The sequence below is a fragment of the Streptococcus mitis genome (assembly GCF_905187535.1).
GTDB classification, from domain to species: Bacteria; Bacillota; Bacilli; order Lactobacillales; family Streptococcaceae; genus Streptococcus; species Streptococcus mitis_BS.
Genome location: NZ_CAJJIE010000004.1, coordinates 119037 through 137874 on the forward strand (window position 1 = coordinate 119037; position 18838 = coordinate 137874).

An 18838-nucleotide genomic window follows, 5' to 3' on the forward strand; every position below is an offset into this window, starting at 1 on the left:
ACTACTTCCTATCTACATTTTTCTTTACTTTTTTGGCATGTACTTGCAATTCTGTTAACGCTAGGGTACTTGCCAAGTTTTCAAATCTAAGACGAAGGGCATAGGTCTCCACCTTGTCAAATTCAAAACGAATCTCTTCATCCTTATCACTTGAAATTTTTCGGATACCTGATACAGGTCGCCAATTCTTTTCTTGTTTGAGAGCAGAATCCTTATCCAAATGGTTGGGAGTCCGAGGCAAAGTAAGCTCATTCCCTATGTAATAATCAATAAAGGTCGGTTCCACCGCCACGTATTCTTGATTCTCAACATAATACAAGATCACATTATCCACAAATCGCGGTTTTAAAATGCCTGCATCTCCAAAAAGAATGCCCACGCTGGCTTGCTCTGACTTGCTAATCCAGGTATTGGCTGTCGATTTCTTCCGAGCAATGACCTTGTCATTGAGGTAAGAGGCTGGGTGATTCGGCTCTGAATGGGAAGCAAAGACCAGAGGCAGGTTGGATCCTGTCCACTGATTGGAAATAACTTCCCCATCTACACTGGCATCTGTCACATGAATGGTGACTGTTGCTGGCAACTCACAGCCCGCTACTTGTCCTGTAAGCACACATTCTCCTACCTGAGCATAGACTTGAGGATCGAGTTCATCCCAAGTCACCTTGGCCGTATCTCGTCTGCCATCTGATAAGACTAGCTTGACTCGGTCTGGTAAGTGTGGGGGTTCCTTGACAAGCGTCCAAACCATTTCGGGTTCAATAGTGCAAATCCCTTGGACACAAACCTGAGCAGATGCCTTTAAATCCAGACCTTCTAGCTGACCAGATACCGTAAATTCATGAAAGTTATCTATATCTTCTTCGGAGATTGCCTCCCAAACAACCTTAACTCGTTTCGTACCACCTAACTCATAGTCCACCAAAACTGAAGACGGCAGCTGTGGATAAGTCCCCTTTTCTGTATACAAGCGAAGTGGTCGTACAGAAACTGCCTGCCCCAGCAAGGTATTTTCTGCAACCTGCAAATGAGTTTGATAGACCTTCCCTTGATAAAAGGCGCGAATAGCCAAGTCCCCTGCAGACAAGCAATGAAGCACTCCCTGCTTGATAATGGCGTGAGCACTACCACTCATCTCCCAAATCACTTCACTATTCCCCACCTTGTTCACAGGGTTATCCACAATTTGTGGATAAAGTCCAATAGCTGGGGAATCTCCTTCTTGCAAACCTGCCTGCTTGTCCACTCGAATCTCAAACAAGAGCTGATTTTTCACTGGCTGGCAATCCAAAGCCTCTCCCACTAAGAGATCAAAACTTGCTGGCTCTAGCCCTCTGGCACTAGCTTTTACTCTTACTTGACCTGCCTGCTCCAAGCTCTGAACCAAAAGGACACCTCTTCCATGAAAGGCTTTCCGCTTAAACCGACCATTTTTCTGAGCCTGATAACGTTCACGACTGGCCTGCCTGCCGTTATCTACACCCACAATGCGAGCTGGTACTTCAATTTCAAAATGAAGCTGATTGGAAGCACTCGGCACCCAATTTCCATCCTTGTCCAATATATCAAAATAGAGATAAAGGAGGTCTTGCCCATCTGGCTCCAGTTTTGTTTTCTCGGCATGTAACCCGATTTTGGCTGGCTTACCTGCAGTCACCACCCTATCTTCTGCCACAAGTTGACCTTGACAGTCATAGGCTACAGCATGCAATTCTCCCGGTTGATAAGCCAAACGCCATTCGAGATAGAGTTGGTCAGAATCTTGTCCCTCTTGGTATTTTCTACCATCTGAAGTCCATTTTTCCTGAAAAGTCTTCCTACCTTGGGATTTTCCATTGAGAAATAGCTCTACAGAACGGGCATTTGAATACACTCGAACAGGGATATCCCCATACTTATCCACAACTTGTTGATAACTCTTGTGGATTTCCCAATTCCAATGAGGCAGGATATGAACCATGGGATGCTGATTACCATCCAACCACTGACTTTGGTAGAGATAATAGTCATTTTTAGGAATCCCTGCTGTGTCCACAATCCCAAAATAGGAGCTCTTGACAGGTGTGTCATTTTGATTGTGCCAAGGAGTAGGCTCACCGATATAGTCCACTCCTGTCCAGATAAACTGACCTGCATAGTCTAGCCGATTTCTATCTGCTATCCAAGAAGCCGTCGCTGTCTTCCCCCAAGGAACCCTATCATTGCCATAGTCCGACTGTTCAAAATTCCGCACGCGGCGATTATCCCCAATCCATTCCTTATCTGGGCGAAAATAGCTATCACGCGTCCTTGTAGCCGATGAGGTTTCAGAGCCATAAAGTCGCCACTTGGGATGTCTTTTGCGAATTCCATCAATATTGTCTTCCGAATAATTCAGGCCCACCACATCCAGCAAATCAGCGATCTTTTCATGACCTCCAGAACCATCTCCAAAGCGAAATTGATCCATTCCCATGGTCACAAAACGGCTATCATCAACCTCCTTGACCCTTTCTAGCAAGCGTTTGATCGTCTTCAATGAATGAGCATCTCCATTTGCTTCGCTGACTTCATTTCCTAAGGACCACATAAAGATTGCCGGATTGTTCTTGCCACGCTGGACCATGGTGCGCAAATCATAATCTGACCAGAAATCGCCTGCTTTCGCTTCTGGATGAGTCGCTTCTGCCTCAAAAAAACGACCATAATCATATTCTTTCTTGCCTCCATACCAGGTATCAAAGGCTTCTTCTTGGATGAGTAGCCCCATTTTGGCAGCCACATCCAGCAAAATACTACTAGCTGGATTATGGGTGATTCGAATCGTATTGACACCCATTTCCTTCATCTGGCGCAATCGTCTCTCAGCAGCTGACCTATTTTCCACAGCTCCCAGCGCTCCATAGTCATGGTGCAAACAAACCCCATGAATCTTCAACCAGCGACCATTTAGAAAGAAACCCTTATCCGCTTGCCAATCCATATAACGGTAACCAAAAGTCTCCTCTTCTTCATCAACCAAAATGCCATTTTTGTAAAGGCGAGTCTTCAATTGGTAAAGGTGAGGATGATCAATATCCCAAAGCAAAGGTTGGAAAATTGATATGCCTTGTTTGAAATGATGTTTTTTTCCAGAATCAATCATTACAGAGTCTGTCGCCTGCCAGTCAGAAATCTGCTGTCCTTCATGCCAGATACTCTGTTTCAAATACACCGACACAGACTGAAGTCCGTCATTTGAAACCTTACTTTCAAGCTGAGTTTCCACCCATCCATCTCTTTGTTCTTTTAATTTAGGACTTTCTATCTTAATACCATATAAATCCAGATGCACCAGATCTGTAATCAACAATTTTACTTCTCGGTAAATACCACTACCAGAGTACCAACGGCTGCTAGGTTGCTGATTTTCCACAAAAACTGCAAGCTGGTTGGCTGTCCCATCATTTCTTAGATAAGGCGTGATATCATAAGAAAAGGGTGTATAGCCATTGGGATAATAGCCCAGCACTTGCCCGTTGATATAGACTTGGGCATTCATGTAAATTCCATCAAAGAGCAAACGCACCGATACAATACTGGCATCTTCTTCCAAGTAAAACTGTGTTCGATACCAGGCTTGACCACCATTTAACTGACCACCCTCATTTTGCGCTGGCGAATACTGATCAAAATCATTATAAATACTCCAGTCATGCGGCACTTGAATAGCCTGCCAATTTTCCCTCTGAAAATCCGGTGCCAAGGCCTCTTCCTTCCCCACCTCTTGGCTAAAAAACCAGTGATTCCGTAAAACTTCTTCTCTTCTCATACAAACAACCCTCTTTAAATGACTCGATTTACTTGACTATATCACAAAACAAAAGCGCTTTCAATACTTCCTCCATCACTCCCTAAATACTCAGAAAAGATTCTATAATTTGTGGAGGAGGATTTTAATCCTCAAAGCTACAAGAGCTACGCAAAAAGAGCCTGACTCCAGGCTCTTTAGTCTATTATTTCTTCTCAGCACGGAGGGCTGACAAGATTTGTGTACGGATATCATCCACACCATTTGGAGTATTTGGTAAAAAGATAGTCTGATTTCCTTTAGAGGCAAAGGTATTCAAGGTATCCAAATACTGGTTGGTCAAAAGAATGGACATGATTTGCTCTTCTGTCATACCAACATTGGCTTCCTTGAGTTCGGTGATAGACTCTGCCAATCCATCCACAATCGCCTTACGTTGTTGGGCGATCCCCACACCATGGAGGCGGTCTTTTTCTGCTTCGGCTTCAGCTGCAGTGACGATTTTAATCTTGTCTGCTTCAGCCAACTCTTGCGCTGCAACCCGCTTACGTTGGGCCGCATTGATTTCATTCATGGATTGCTTAACTTCTGCATCTGGTTCGACCTTGGTAATCAAGGTTTTCACGATAATATAGCCGTAAGTAGTCATTTCTTCTGCTACTTGGTGTTGAACTTCAAGGGCAATCTCATCTTTTTTCTCAAACAATTCGTCCAAGGTTAATTTGGGAACAGAAGAGCGAAGGGCGTCTTCGATATAAGATTTAATCTGAGATTCTGGACGCATGAGTTTATAGTAGGCGTCTGTCACGCTCTGCTCGTTGACACGGTACTGAGTCGCTACATTCATCATAACGAACACATTATCCTTGGTCTTAGTCTCAACCACAATATCGCTTTGCAACAAGCGCAACTGAATCCGAGCAGCAATCGAATCAATCCCAAAAGGCAAGCGAATGTGAATACCGCTATTGGCAACCTTTTGGTATTTCCCAAAGCGTTCAATAATCGCCACCGACTGCTGACGAACCACATAAACTGTACTCAGTGTGACTATCACCAATAGGAGCACACAAACCACCACAAAAATCATCAAAAATGTTGCCATTATCGTGACCTCCATCATTATTTTTCCTGTATTATAGCACATTTAAAGAAGGCTGTGCAGTTTTTACTGCGATTTTTCCTGAAATGTCAATAATTAGAGGCGAATTGTCACATTGTCGTCTGATTTCTTGCTAAAACAACTGGTAAAGAATTAGGTCTACCATGCGAGTTCTCTCTAACTCCGTTGATTATCAACATACTATCTGAGCATTACAAGCTGCGGACAAAGAAACGAAACAAGTAACGGTTAATCCCTTTAAAAGACTCACAAAAAACATCATTACAATGAACCGCACTCCAATAGTTCAAGCATTAAGTGAGGTTGATGATCTAAATTTGATGTGTATACTATTTTTGTCATCGGTTACCGATTACGTTCCTTAGGTATCTGAAAGGTCTATAATGAAGTTACCATCTAGTATCCAAAAACCGACTAGCTCCTATGAACTAGTCGGTTTCTCATCAATGCGCCAACATTTCTTGAGCGATTTCTTGTCCAGATAGGTTATCTGGGTAGTAGGTTGGCCAATTATCCATTTCCTCAAAGAGGGCTTCTTGGCTTGTTCCTCCAAAGAAGATATGGAAATGTTCTGCCTTAACTGGGGCGATATTGTGATCGCTAAACTGAACATACTTGAATTGTCCAGCGTCCGCATCTGTCGCTTCAAAGAGGAAGCGCACGCCACGATTGCCTTTCTTGTAAGTCAAGATTTTCTTACCAACATACTTGTAAGTATATTTCTTGCTTTGTCCACCTTGAACAAATTCCATAGTGTTATCAGTGATGTTAATCTTAGTCACATCTGTCTGATAGCCTTTTGTATAGTAGGCCTTGTACTCAGCCTGAGTCATCTTACCTGTCAACTTAGCCTTGTAGTCAAAGACCTGATCAAAAGTTCCATCTTCAAGGAAAGGATAAACTGATTGCCAGTTACCTGCATAGTCACTCAAGGTGCGGTCCTTGACGTCTGCATCCTCAAAGTAACCATTTTGAACTGTCTTGGTATCCTCTGCCTTTTCAGGCTCGATAGCTGGACCTTCTTGGTCTGTTGTTTGTTTCAAAGCTTTGAGGTTTTTCTCCATGATAGAGATGTAATTTTCTCCAGCCTTGGTGTCCTCTTCTGTCAGACTTTCTAAAGGATTGAGAACATCTGTTTTGACACCTGCCTCTTTTGAAAGTGTGTTAGCAAGAGCCTGTGAGGCATTTTCTTCGAAGTAGATATAGGCAATTTTATTTTTCTTGACGTACTCTGTCAATTCCGCCAAGCGAGCAGCTGATGGCTCTGCATCTGGAGAGAGGCCTGAGATTGCGACTTGTTTGAGTCCATAGTCCAAGGCAAGGTAGTTAAAGGCCGCGTGTTGAGTCACAAAGCTCTTTTGTTTGGCTTGAGACAAGCCTTCTGCATAAGCCTTATCCAAGGCTTGTAATTTTTCGATATAGGCAGCTGCATTCTTCTCAAAGGTCTCTTTTTTATCAGGATAGTCTGCTGACAAGCTGTCACGGATGTGCTCTACTAGTTTAATGGCACGAACTGGTGATAACCAAACATGGGGATCGAACTCATGGTGATGGCCTTCTTCGCCATGATCATGGTCTCCCTCTTCTTCCTCGCCACCTGGCAAAAGCAACATATCGCCTGTCGCCTTGATGGTTTTGACCTTTTTCTTATCCAAGGTATCTAGCAATTTAGGAATCCATGTTTCCATGTTTTCATTTTCATAGACAAAGGTATCTGCGTCTTGGATTTTGGCAACTGCCTTGGCAGACGGTTCATATTCATGGGGTTCTGTACCAGCACCGATTAAGAGTTCTACATTAGCAGTATCTCCTGCGACTTGCTTGGTAAATTCATAGACAGGGTAAAAGGTTGTCACGATATTTAGTTTGCCATCTGCCTGCTTTTGATTGGAACAAGCCACTAAAAACAAGGCACATAGACTGGCGAACAATAAGCTAATTTTTTTCACGTTAGTCTCCTATTTGATAAAACGTCTTACTAAACTAATAAGTAAAAAGACAGTTACAAAAATAATGGTAATACTTGCACTTGCAGGTGTTTCTGCATAGTAGGAAATGTAAAGTCCTGCTACCATTCCCAAAAATCCAATAGCACTGGCAAGCAGCATAACCGATTTAAAGTTTTTCCCGAGACGCAGGGCAATACTGGCTGGCAAGACCATAATGGTCGATACCAGAAGAGCTCCCGCAGCTGGAATCATAAGGGCAATGGCCACCCCCGTCACCATGTTAAAAAGAATGGACATGGTACGAACTGGCAAGCCATCCACAAAGGCCGTATCCTCATCAAAGGTCAAAATATACATCGGACGAAGGAAGAGGAAGGTCAAAATCAAAACAACCGCCGCAATGACAAAGAGGGAAATAACCTGCTCTTCGCTGATAGTCACGATTGAACCAAAAAGATACTGGTCCAAACTCATAGAACTCGAGCTTTTACCCTTGCTCATGACAATCAGAGAAACAGCCAGACCCGTTGACATGAGGATAGCTGTCCCGATTTCCATAAAGCTCTTGTAAACCGTACGGAGATACTCCAAAAAGACTGCCGCAATCAAGACAATAGCAATAGTGGAAATAGTCGGAGAAATCCCTAGTACCAGACCAAAGGCTACACCTGAAAGTGAGACGTGGCTGAGGGTATCACTCATCAAACTCTGACGGCGCAAGATAAGGAAGGTCCCCAATACTGGCGAGAAAAGACTCATGGCAATAACGGCCAGAAAGGCACGTTGCATAAAGTCATAAGATAACAAACTAAGCATGGCCCACCTCCTGATCATTCTCATGAACGTTGAAACAACGCCATGGCGAGTCTTGGTTACGGACTAGATGAATATTGCGGTCCGCATAGTCCTTAACTTCTTCAGGGTCATGGGTAATCATCAAAACAGCCTTGCCATGATGATGGGCGCTGTGGTGCATGAGTTCGTAAAATTCGTTTTTACTTCCTGCATCCATCCCCGTTGTCGGCTCATCTAGGATAAACACATCTGGATCCGAAGCAAACATACGCGCGATCACCGCTCGCTGCTTTTGTCCTCCAGATAGAGACCCCAAGCGTTTGTCTCGGTGTTCCCACATTCCAACTGAGTCCAGACTAGCCTTGATATGCTCCTCATCATGAGCATTCAAACGACGGAACCAGCCTTTTCGCGGATAGCGACCCGACTTGACAAATTCATAAACCGTACTTGGAAAACCAGCGTTAAAACTGGCAATCTGTTGAGGAAGGTAAGCTATTCTCAATTTCTTACCCTGCGTATTTGTCTTTGAAATGGTCACCTTTCCAATGCGTGGCTGGAGGATTCCAAGACTGGCCTTAATCAGTGTCGTCTTAGCTGCTCCATTTTCCCCTGTCAAGGTAACAAATTCCCCACTATCAACACTATAATTGATATGTTCAAGAACGGGCTCCTTATCATAATAGAAGGATAAATCCTCTACCGTAATGTATCTCATTATTTGATTTCTCCTACTAAAGCAGTCAAAAACCGCTGAATCACTTTTTGTTCATTTGGAGTAAACTGAGTTGCCACTTGTTCATAGGTTAAAAGTGTATGCTCATGGTGATGATGGTGCTCCTCAGCGATTGGACGAGCCAAATCAGTCAACTGATAAAAAATCACACGCGCATCCTTAGGATCTTTAGATGTTTCCAACATCCCTTCCTTGACCAAAGACTTAATGGCCTTGGTAACTGCTGCCTGACTGACATTGAGGCGACGGGCCAATTCTGAATTTGTTAAAGATTCCTCTGACAAGAGCATAAGAATGTGCTCCTGAGTATTGGTCAGGGCCACCTCGCTAGTACAATGACCTATTAGGATTTCATGCTGATTTTCTGCCTGCAAAATCACCTCATTCAAAAAAGCATCGATATCCTTCGCTAGCTGTCTCATATCTGACTCCTTTCCTTTTGGACTTCTCTTTTTTAAGAGAAAATACTATTCTTTGAAGAATTATTTACTGGTTAATTATATCACAACCAAAAAAAGAGTCAAGAAAAAACGTGAAAACCAGTTTCATTCTTGAACTCTTCCATACTATTATCTATTGAAATTCCTTGACATCTCCATCATAAGTTGCCCATCATCTGAATCTATTTTAGAAGACACAACTCTTTTTCTTCTAATTATATATAAAATGGAGAAGGTCTAAGCCTTCTCCAAATACATACCTTACCTCACTCAAGAGGTCTAGCAATCTATAACTAGAAACTCATTAAAATTTTGAACAAATTTTACTCATTATCCTTCTTACGAAGAACGATACTTAGACCACTCAAAATTCCAACAAATCCGAATGCTGCCAAGGCTGCGTTCGATTCCGTACCAGTATTTGGCAATTGAGTTACCTCAGTTGATGGAGCTGGATAAGTGTTCCCATCCGGATTGTAATTTGAAGGTACTGGTCTGTTTGGAACTTCCGGTGTTCCCGAATCTTCCGCCACAGGTACAGGTGGTTTTGGAGTCTCGTTTCGTTGAGGTGTTGGAGCTGGTTGTGGTGTAGGTGCAGGAGCTGGAGTCGGAATTGGATTTGGCTCTGGCTGTGGTTTTGGTTCTTCAGGAATCTTCAGCTCTGGAATCTCCACAGTTGGCGGATCTAACGGAACTACTCCACCTTCAAATTCTGGCACTTCAACTTTTGGAGCATCAATTTGCATTACATATTGGTAAACAATTGTAGTTACTCCTTCTTTAACTAAACCTTTTTCCTCTACAGTATTTTTGAATTTATCACCAGCTGGAAAAACACGTTTAAGTTTGAATGTTACTCCATCTACCTCGATAGTCTCAGGAGCTGTCACAGCATACTCTTCTCCTGTAGCTTTGTAAGTCGTTTCTTCTTTATCACCAGTAGTTATAGTTGTCGCTTCAGCTACAATGACATTGTTCTTAGCTACTACATCATCCGCAAGGAAGTTTTCATTAATATCTACGAATTTAACGATAACTGTTCCTTTTTTGTCTTTTGCGTAATCACGTACACTGTTTGGTTTATTTTGAGAATACTTAACAACAACCGCTGAATCTTTAGATTCATGTGTCACAGCTAATTCATCTACCTTAGCTTTATCCACAGTGTAATCTTTGATTTCTGGCGATGCTACTTCAGCAAGTTTTTGTTCTTTAGTCCACTCGCTTGTGTATACTACTTCACCTGTTCTACTGTTGATTTCTGCAGTTCTTGTAAAGCGAGCAGTTTGTTCAACTGGCGCACTTGCTTCCTGACCTGCTTTTGGTCCATTTTCATAAACATAAGTAATGTTACGTTTCACTTCTGTTAGTAGACCTAGATCTTTGTAGGTACGACCTTTTGGATCGTTAGGAATTTTATCCTCTGGTTTTGGAGGATTTTGTTCTCCATTGTTAGGCTTCGTTGGATCTACTGGAATAATGTAGTCATATTGGTATACAACTGTCGTAGTCCCTTCTTTCACCCTACCTGTTTCTTCTAATACATTGTTGTATTTATCAGAAACTTCATATACACCACTGTATTTGTATTTCTTACCATTAGCTTCGATAACATCTTTACGGTTTGCTACAGTGCTGTATTCTTCATTTGTTGCTGTATATGTAGTCTCTTCACGATCTGCGTAAACTTTTGTCATTGCTTTTTCAACAATAACATTATCTTTAACAGTTACCGCTTCACCGATTTCATTTCCTTGACCATCAACATACTTAACAACTACAGATCCTTTTTTATCTTTTGCTTCATCATGTTCGATAATTTCGGGATTTTCACGATATTTAACAACTTCACTACTATCACTAGATTCGTGTGTTACAGGTAATTCTGCTACTTTTTCTTTATCAACTGCATATTTATCGATTTTTGGTGATACTACTTCTGCAAGTTTTTGTTCTTTTGTCCACTCACTTGTGTAGACCACTTCACCAGTTCTACTGTTGATCTCTGCAGTTCTTGTGAAGCGTGCATTTTGGTTAACAGGTGCACTAGCTTCTTGGCCTGCTTTTGGTCCATTTTCGTAAACATAAGTGATATCACGTTTGACTTCTTTTAAGAGACCTAAGTCTTTGTATGAACGGTTTTGTGGGTCATTAGGAATCTTATCCTCTGGTTTTGGAGGATTATTATCACCTTCATTAGGCTTAGTTGGATCTACTGGAATAACGTAATCGTATTGGTATACAACTGTTGTAGTTCCTTCTTTCACCTTACCTGTTTCTTCTAATACGTTGTTATACTTATCAGAAACTTCATACACTCCACGGAAGACATATTTCTTACCATCTTTAGTGATTGTATCAACTTTCTTTTCAACAGTATTGTAGTTTACATCATTTTCTGTTACTTCATCACGTGTTGAAAGTACAACCTCTCCTGACTTAGTAGCGTATGTTTTCGTTGTTTTAACAACTGCATCCGTCACTACAGTCTCTGGATCTTTGATTTCATTACCATCAGCATCAACGTACTTAACAACTACTGATCCTTTAGTTTCAGTTACTGTCGGTGTTGCATCTTCTTTTTTATCTAACACATAGCTGTAGATAACGTGTTTTTCACCTTCAGTTACGTCTCCTGTTACTGGAGCTGAGTCAGATGTTCGTCCTACATATTTGTAAACTAATCCTGTAGCTTCGTCTTTTAGAGTTGGGTATTGTTTATCAGTAGTGTCATATGTTTCTGTAACTTTGCGTTTTTCTTTACGTTCAGATACTTTCACACCTTTTGAGTAAGTTACATAAGTGTCTTCATACTCTAGAGGAACATTGTCTTTCACTACTTCTGTTTCTTTTAATGTTTTTAGGCTTCCATCTTCGTTGATCACAACGTGTTTTACATCTACAGAACCTGTTTTTGTAACTTCTGATTTAGACGGTGTTTTTTCTTCTTCACTTACTAGACGGTATTCGTAAACAACTTCTGTTGTTCCTTCTACTACTTTACCACTAGCTGCTGGAGAACCTTGTTTTAAACCTACATACTCATAAGTAAATCCAGTATCAGGATCTACTAATGTTGGATATTGTTTTGGAGTTGTATCGTAGTTTTGTTCTACAGTTGCTTTATCTTCTCGTTCATCAACTTTTGTTTCACCTGAATAACGGCTTACAACAGTTTTTGTTTCTAATGTAACATTATCTTTGTCAGTTTCTGATTTTAATTGTTTTCCATCAGTAGTTACGTACTTGATAACGACACTACCTTGTTTAGTAGCTGTTGCAGTTCCTGCTTCTTCTTTTGTAATCTTCAATTTGTAGTAGTGAGTAACTACTGGTTTTGCATCACCCATTACTTTGTAAGCACGTACTGGTGTGATGATTTCTTTTGTATTGTACTCTGTTGTAGGGGTTGTTGTTACCTGAGTTCTTTCACCTACTGTTCCTGTGATAATATATTTATTTTCCCCGATTCTTGAAGCTGCAGTATTAAAATCATCATCGACTATACTATCTCCTGATACTGTAATCTTACCGTCTTGAGAGATTGTAATGGTTCCTTTTTTGAGTATTGTGCTTGTAGTTTTTTCTTCTGTCTTAGGATCTTCAGTAAAATCTACTTCAGGTATGCCATTATAAATAGGATATTCCTCTGTAACAACTTCACTATGTCCTTGAATATTAGCATCAGAATTTTCTGGTTCAAAAGAATACTCTGTTGTTGTTGTAATTTTTTTATGTACTCCAGCTGTATCCTCTGTTTTTGTAGTTACATTTGTGAAACTTAAACGACCTAATGTATCAGGTAAAAATTTTAAATACTCACTTAACTTTGTCTCTTGTGGGAATAAATTATCATCAAGCGGAGCATGCTCTACAAGAGTTCCAGTAGTTCCAGATTTCTTTTCTAATAATCCAATTTCAACCGTTCCATCTTGGATTTTATCTTCTAATTCTTTCAGATGATTATCCAAACGTGTTCTAGCTGCTTGGACTTTCGCCTTGTTCTCTTCTCCTACAGCCACTTTTTCTAAATAATCTAAGGCTTTGTAATTAGCTAGGGCATAGTTTTTCAAAACATCTTTTAATGAAGAGTGGGCTGCATCTATTTTTCCTGGAGCGTATTCTTCTCTTGTTTCTGGATTATAGACATGTGGTCCATTGAAGTTTTCAATTCCCGCAAACCCATAGGTTGGATTCGAGCGCGGTGCTTCAACAATATCATCAGCTGTTCCAAAAATCCCATCCGCACCTGGTCTTCTATACTTAGCATAGTCGCCTACATCATTAGAATAATCTTCTGTACGATAAGAATTGTAGTCATTTTTAGCTAAAACGTACGTATCTGTACGTGAATTAACAGTTTCATAAGTAACAATACCTTTTTTAGTTACCTTAACTTCTTTACCTGCTCCAATAGCGTACGTATCTTTATCAAGAACAAGAACTGTATCTCCTTCTTCAAGAGTTACATTTTCTTTCGTGAAATCTTTAGCATCTGCTTGACCATTTTTTCCATGCAGTAGCTGCTTCTTCATCACTAGATACTCCGTTTTCTGCTACAACATACTTACCATATTTTCCATCTGCAGTTTCTTCGACTAGATAGACCTTCCCTTTTGTTTTAGTGTAGTCAATCTCACCTAGCTTGTTATGCATTCCTTCTGGAGAAACTCTGGCTTCAATATCGTTGAATTTCGTTTTGTCATAAGTCAGTTTATCTGCGTTTTCGACTTCAGATCGAACATACTCGTAAACTTTGTTGTTCGCTTCTACAGTATCTTTCTTACCAGTAGCTTCAGTAACAGCATCCCCAGTTTTAGCAACTGTTGATTCACGGTAATCTTTACCATCTGTATCGTAAGCAAGACCTTTTTTATCGTAAGGAGTTGTCACTGTACCAGTTCCAGCTTCCACTGTTTCTGCAGGTTTTAAGTCTGACTTATCAGAATCAAGCTTGTAATTGACCGTTGCTTCTGATTTAAAGTTTAATGTGTCATTACCATCAACGTCGCCTGTATTGCTGTTAGCTTTTGTTGGTTCTGGCGTATCTTTAGCTAATACCGCATCAACTTTTACAGTTTTAGACGCATCACTGTCATCAGTAAACGTTGTGGCTTCTGTCGAAGCTACTTTCGATGTATCACTCACTAAAGTTACACTATCACCACCATTAGATGTAACAGCAGCAGCTACTGGACTTGCACCAACAGCTAAAGCCACACCTGTGGCCAAAATCGTTGCCCCGATTAACTTAGAATCAGTTCGACCATCTTTGTACTTACGAAGAGAAAATTTCTCTCGCTTATCTTTTGCAAACATAAAACTGCACCTTCCTAAAATTAAGACCTGAATACTATTAAGTACCAAACTATGAATTATGAAACTGTTTCCATAATCATACTATCTATTATATCACTTTATATGAATAATACACGCTTATATAACTCTAAAATATCAAATTTTTGATAGTCTTTTGAGAATGTTGAAGAGGGATAATCTCCTTCTTTTTGATGAGCCTTCACTAAGATAATTAATTCTCCAACATCTTTAAATCGTTTAATATTTATATCTCTACTCGCATAATATCTATGTGCCAAATCTGTATCTGACAAGAGGCAAACCAAGCCCATAGAAGAAGCTTCCACAGCCGCATTCGCAAAACATTCACTCATTGAGCAAGAGATATAACCTTGGTGCTTTTCATAAGGAACTTTTTCCAGAAAACCTGCATAATGCACATTAGGCGGTAAATCTTCTTTTTTATAGCCATCAGGTAAATTCCCATAAATTGTTAACTGGCTATCAGGAACTTGCCTAAAAGCCTCAATTGCCCATGCACAACGTTTAATAAAGGTCATATTCCCAACAATACACCAATCGGTGACTCTTGTATATTCTTTTTCCAAAACTCTATCCACAAACATCGGGGGTAAAAACTGAACCTTCTCTTTACCTAACATCTGCTCTAAAACAGGACTAGCTACTATATTCCTACACCAGGTTTGTAACACAAACTTCATCATAGGATCGAGAATATTATAATGAGTGTAAGCAAATAGCTTTCTTCCCGTATTTTGGAAAAATTTCCTTAACTGCAGTGGATACTCATTGATCATATCAATGACAAATCTATCTTCTTGACTTGAATGTTCTGCCAAATAAAGATTCACCAATTGCCATTGAGTATAGGTCTCACCACTCCTTAGATTGTGATAGCGGTGATAATTTTCGCTCACATCACCCTTCAGTAGTTCTCCTTTACTATCATAAAGAGTAAACTGTTTCTCTAGATAATCATAGCGATAGAGTAGTTGAGAGGTATAACATTCAACATATCCTGCTTGATAGTAAACAAGACCTACATATCCTTCTTTCGTGTACTCTATTTTATGGACATCCTTTAATTCATCTAAAAAATCTTTTTTGACACTCGGTTTGTTTCTAGCCAAGTCAGATTGTTCAAAAATCACATGATAAAAATTCTCAAATCCGAGATTTTCTAGTGTTTCCACAAAATTTGGAACAAAATTTTCTAAATTTGTTAAAACAAGCTCTTGTTCTACTTGCAAACTTTTAAAAATTTCTTGACGAGCCAATTGACTTCTTTCAAAACCATAAGAGCTTACAGGAACTCCTTCTTTGATTGTAAATACTTTCACCATTATCTATTCTAAAACATCTTCTAATCTCAAACCACGACTTCTAGCCAATCTTGCACGGAAGGCCATACCTCGTTTATGTCTCTCTGACAGACGATAACAGGTCGTCACGATATTTAAAACCAAGGCATTATCCTTTGTCACCATACGAGACCACAAATGCCAGTCTTCAAACCCATCACAGTGCTCATCATACCCCCCTGCTTCCTCATAGGCGGCACGCTTAAAAATAACTGTTGAATGATTAAATACATTTCTATAGGCAAGCTCTAGCCATAACTGTTCTCCAAATAAATGATTATAATTATTTCGCTTTATTTTATTCGTTATCTCATCTTCCTCTACAATGACTTTAGCTCCAATAATATCCAATTGAGGATTCGTTTCCAATTCATGCAATAGAAGATCTAGATGCCAAGGCATCCAAATATCATCTGAATCTTGCCTTGCCACATAATCCGTTTGGGATATCCTTACCCCATCATTCAAACTTTTTGAAATCCCTTGATGGCTGTTTTTCACATACTGGATACGTTGGTCCGCTAGATAAGCTTGACAAACCTCCTCAGTATGATCTGTCGAACCATCATCGATAATGAATAATCGAAAATTTTCATGAGTTTGATTTAAAATAGAGTCAATGGTCTGACCGACGGTCGTTGCCCCATTATAGACTGGCATAATAATATCAACACAAGTATCAGATAGGGATAAAGTGTGATAAGGAACACCTAACCTTGCAAAGGCATCTGATTCATGTGTTGTTAAGAAGGTACGATAGCCATGCACAGAGACACCTTCGATATCTTTTATCAACAAAAGAGAAGTTGAATAAAAGCCATGTACATCAACAAACTCATACTTTTCTAACAAAAGATAGATTTCTTCTTCAAAACACAAATCAGATTCCACTTTGTCAGCTGTGTTTAAATCTAATCCTACTCTCGGATGAGGATAGTATCTGACAGAATCGAGTCCAGAAAGTATTTTTCCTGTCAATCGCTTGCTTAGTTCAATATCTCCCAAATCAAAAGGAGAACCGAGCGCTTGACCTAAAAACACAGTAATCTTCTTGCCATTTTTAGCTCTCTGGAACCCTTTAGGCTCTGTCGAAAAGTTCAAGATTTCCTGCTTTTCTTTCGGGAAAAGAATGCACTCTTTAAATACTGTATAATGTTTCTTTGAATAAGACATGATATCACTCAAGGTGAAATTTGTATGTTCTATAAGCCTATCTAGATTTTGCGTATACATATTAAGCGGAACAACTGAAGTACTACCATCATCAAAAGTATACAAGTTCATACTGTCAGGATTAAAAGTATTGAGAGCGACAGGATTATCTAAACTGGCCAAATATAAGTTAGTAATCTCTTTATCTTGTAAAAAAGCATGAATCCTTTCAAAAACATTTCTTCCTTCAAGTACAAGAACTTCCTCACAGAAATCTTGCATCTTCTCAGCATAAATAGACTGTCGCTTATCATCTGACATTTTTAGATAAATCCCAATAAAATCTTCTGAAACAGCTTTAACTACCTCTTTTGCAACTAACACTTGAAAAGGGGAGGTACAAAATATTATATTTTTCAAATTTAACTCCTTATCAAATTCTTACCAATGTATTCATTTGAATCTAAACATCTATTACCTAAAATTATAGCATATGATGTGACCACTATCCAACAGAAGAACAGTCAAATTAATACTAGATACACAACTCCAACAAACCTTAGATTTCTAGTTTCTGATAATTCTTTTAATAAAGAAAACGAAAATATTTAAAACGATGTAAAATGAAATAAAAAAACTCTAGAAATCAGATACGCAATCTGAGCTCTAGAGTGTCCTTTAAATCTATCTATTGAAATTCCTTGACATCTCCATCGTAAGTCGCCCAATCTTTGCTGAAGAAGCGCTCATTCAGATGGTAAGTCGGAGCTGGGGTGGGATTGGAAAGGAAAGGATCAACGGCCTTATCAAAAGCCAACCAACCTAACCAACCAATATGAATTGTATCTTTTACAAAATAAGGTTCAGCACCATTTTTTGAAAAATCTGCTATATTGGTAAAACCTTGACTTTCTAATTGGTAACGAATCTTTTCAACTGCATGTTGATACATATCTTGATTTAATCCTGTATAATCCATCCATTTTTTATTAACCGGTTGAATCACAAACAATACATTCACTTTTGAATTAGCAAATTGATTTAAGACTAATTGCAAGTCATTATATTCAGATGATTTTAGAAAATTATAATTTTTCTGATAATCCTTCCACTTTTTTAAATCTTTCTTTACTTGCGTATCATAGAAATGATTGTCCATCCCCATATCATTATTCGTGGTATTTGCTTCAGCATCTTTTACAGCGATTTCTCTCAATGCATCGTAGGAAAACTTATCTGGTAAGTCTTTTAAATATTTCTCTACACGATCTCTATATTTTTCTCCATCATTCACTGACACTTGTCCAAATAGAAATGATTGTTTTTCGTTGAATCGTGCTAATGTATCTATGAGTGTCTTATCTATTTCTGAAAGTTGCTCACCCTCGGTTATTTTTCTGACTATATCTCCCAATACTACATTAGGATACTTTTTCATTAAACGTGTAGCAGCGTAACGACTTGACACATCTCCAGATTGATTTTCCAAAAAAGCACCCAATTGATCCGTGTTAAAATACCTACGAAAAACTGCAGGTTCATACTCCGTTTCTGTAAACCACTGAGGAGAAATAACAAAAACAGCTTGTTTATTTTCTAGCTCTGGCAATATTTGCTGCATACCAAAGTACTGATTTAAAGAAGCTGCTCCTGCTTGTCCTAAAAAATAGGGCCTATACGAACGATTGTATTTCTCCGCTAAAACAGCTGGATGCATACTATCAAATCGAATCCACTCACTAGAACCAAAAAAGGGAATGAATCGTAGACTTGGATCCGAAAAAGCTCTCACTTTCTGAAATCTTTCTCTAAAACTTTGTGTACTAATCGCTGCTGCATATCGTTTTTCTTCTGATAAATTATAACTTTTACTAGTAGGATAAAAGAAAATGAGTAGAAAAACCAACAAACCAGCTATCAAGACAGGTCCGAAGATCATCCATAAGCGTTTAAGCATTTTGTAGCTCCACAATGCCAGCTATAATTTTATTAGCTGTATTCCAGTCATCACGACCAAACTCTGTTACAGGAACACGAATGTCAAAACGGTTTTCAATCTCCACAATTAATTCAACCGTGCCCATACTATCCAAGACACCTGCATCAAAAAGATCTTCATCCATCATGTCAGAAACATCTTCCATAAACAACTCATCAATAATTTCGATAACTTCTGATTTGATATCCATATTTT

General features: G+C 39.4%; 12 protein-coding genes. All 12 read right to left on the reverse strand.

The genetic code is table 11. The annotated features are described in order from the left end of the window. Position 1 precedes the first annotated feature (1 nt). The 12 genes from JQ841_RS01700 to dltC all read right to left on the reverse strand — a co-directional run bounded on the left by JQ841_RS01700 (position 2) and on the right by dltC (position 18833). Entirely contained in the window at positions 2 to 3790 is a 3789-nt protein-coding gene (locus tag JQ841_RS01700) for a glycoside hydrolase family 2 TIM barrel-domain containing protein (protein WP_203179925.1), read from the reverse strand. A gap of 184 nt (positions 3791 to 3974) precedes the next feature. Continuing rightward, positions 3975 to 4859, reverse strand: coding sequence for an SPFH domain-containing protein (locus tag JQ841_RS01705; RefSeq protein ID WP_004235732.1), 885 nt, complete (start codon positions 4857 to 4859; stop codon positions 3975 to 3977). Positions 4860 to 5335: 476 nt separating this feature from the next. Continuing rightward, complete coding sequence (adcA, locus tag JQ841_RS01710; protein ID WP_203179926.1) at positions 5336 to 6841, reverse strand: zinc ABC transporter substrate-binding lipoprotein AdcA; 1506 nt, start codon at positions 6839 to 6841, stop codon at positions 5336 to 5338. Between the two features lie 9 nt (positions 6842 to 6850). Continuing rightward, complete coding sequence (locus JQ841_RS01715; protein ID WP_000950030.1) at positions 6851 to 7657, reverse strand: metal ABC transporter permease; 807 nt, start codon at positions 7655 to 7657, stop codon at positions 6851 to 6853. Continuing rightward, positions 7650 to 8354 (reverse strand): metal ABC transporter ATP-binding protein, encoded by a 705-nt coding sequence (locus JQ841_RS01720; protein WP_001269496.1) that lies wholly within the window; start codon positions 8352 to 8354, stop codon positions 7650 to 7652. The genes JQ841_RS01715 and JQ841_RS01720 overlap by 8 nt, the downstream gene beginning before the upstream one ends. Further along, positions 8354 to 8794 carry a zinc-dependent transcriptional regulator AdcR gene (gene adcR, locus JQ841_RS01725; protein ID WP_001249308.1) on the reverse strand — a complete coding sequence of 147 codons (441 nt, stop codon included), beginning with the start codon at positions 8792 to 8794 and terminating at the stop codon, positions 8354 to 8356. Before adcR ends, JQ841_RS01720 begins: the two co-directional genes overlap by 1 nt. Positions 8795 to 9135: 341 nt before the next feature. Then, positions 9136 to 13347 (reverse strand): SIALI-17 repeat-containing surface protein, encoded by a 4212-nt coding sequence (locus tag JQ841_RS01730; RefSeq protein ID WP_238395578.1) that lies wholly within the window; start codon positions 13345 to 13347, stop codon positions 9136 to 9138. Further along, the gene (locus JQ841_RS09810; protein ID WP_238395579.1) at positions 13301 to 14131 is read right to left on the reverse strand and encodes a hypothetical protein; all 831 of its coding nucleotides are present in this window, start codon (positions 14129 to 14131) and stop codon (positions 13301 to 13303) included. Before JQ841_RS09810 ends, JQ841_RS01730 begins: the two co-directional genes overlap by 47 nt. 98 nt (positions 14132 to 14229) lie before the next feature. Beyond that, a complete protein-coding gene (locus tag JQ841_RS01735; RefSeq protein ID WP_203179927.1) occupies positions 14230 to 15474 on the reverse strand; it encodes a glycosyltransferase family 4 protein in 1245 nt (414 codons plus the stop codon). Positions 15475 to 15477: 3 nt separating this feature from the next. After that, complete coding sequence (locus JQ841_RS01740; RefSeq protein WP_203179928.1) at positions 15478 to 17064, reverse strand: glycosyltransferase family 52; 1587 nt, start codon at positions 17062 to 17064, stop codon at positions 15478 to 15480. Between the two features lie 268 nt (positions 17065 to 17332). Beyond that, positions 17333 to 18601, reverse strand: a complete 1269-nt coding sequence (gene dltD, locus JQ841_RS01745; RefSeq protein WP_203179929.1) for a D-alanyl-lipoteichoic acid biosynthesis protein DltD — start codon at positions 18599 to 18601, stop codon at positions 17333 to 17335. Further along, complete coding sequence (dltC, locus tag JQ841_RS01750) at positions 18594 to 18833, reverse strand: D-alanine--poly(phosphoribitol) ligase subunit DltC (RefSeq protein ID WP_000351967.1); 240 nt, start codon at positions 18831 to 18833, stop codon at positions 18594 to 18596. Before dltC ends, dltD begins: the two co-directional genes overlap by 8 nt. Positions 18834 to 18838 lie beyond the last annotated feature (5 nt).

Bases quoted from the DNA above. Each gene is read 5' to 3' on its own strand.
- JQ841_RS01700 (WP_203179925.1), bottom strand. From the start codon at position 3,790: ATGAGAAGAGAAGAAGTTTTACGGAATCACTGGTTTTTTAGCCAAGAG.
- JQ841_RS01705 (WP_004235732.1), bottom strand. From the start codon at position 4,859: ATGATTTTTGTGGTGGTTTGTGTGCTCCTATTGGTGATAGTCACACTG.
- JQ841_RS01715 (WP_000950030.1), bottom strand. From the start codon at position 7,657: ATGCTTAGTTTGTTATCTTATGACTTTATGCAACGTGCCTTTCTGGCC.
- JQ841_RS01720 (WP_001269496.1), bottom strand. From the start codon at position 8,354: ATGAGATACATTACGGTAGAGGATTTATCCTTCTATTATGATAAGGAG.
- adcR (WP_001249308.1), bottom strand. From the start codon at position 8,794: ATGAGACAGCTAGCGAAGGATATCGATGCTTTTTTGAATGAGGTGATT.
- JQ841_RS01730 (WP_238395578.1), bottom strand. From the start codon at position 13,347: ATGAAGAAGCAGCTACTGCATGGAAAAAATGGTCAAGCAGATGCTAAA.
- JQ841_RS09810 (WP_238395579.1), bottom strand. From the start codon at position 14,131: ATGTTTGCAAAAGATAAGCGAGAGAAATTTTCTCTTCGTAAGTACAAA.
- JQ841_RS01735 (WP_203179927.1), bottom strand. From the start codon at position 15,474: ATGGTGAAAGTATTTACAATCAAAGAAGGAGTTCCTGTAAGCTCTTAT.
- dltD (WP_203179929.1), bottom strand. From the start codon at position 18,601: ATGCTTAAACGCTTATGGATGATCTTCGGACCTGTCTTGATAGCTGGT.
- dltC (WP_000351967.1), bottom strand. From the start codon at position 18,833: ATGGATATCAAATCAGAAGTTATCGAAATTATTGATGAGTTGTTTATG.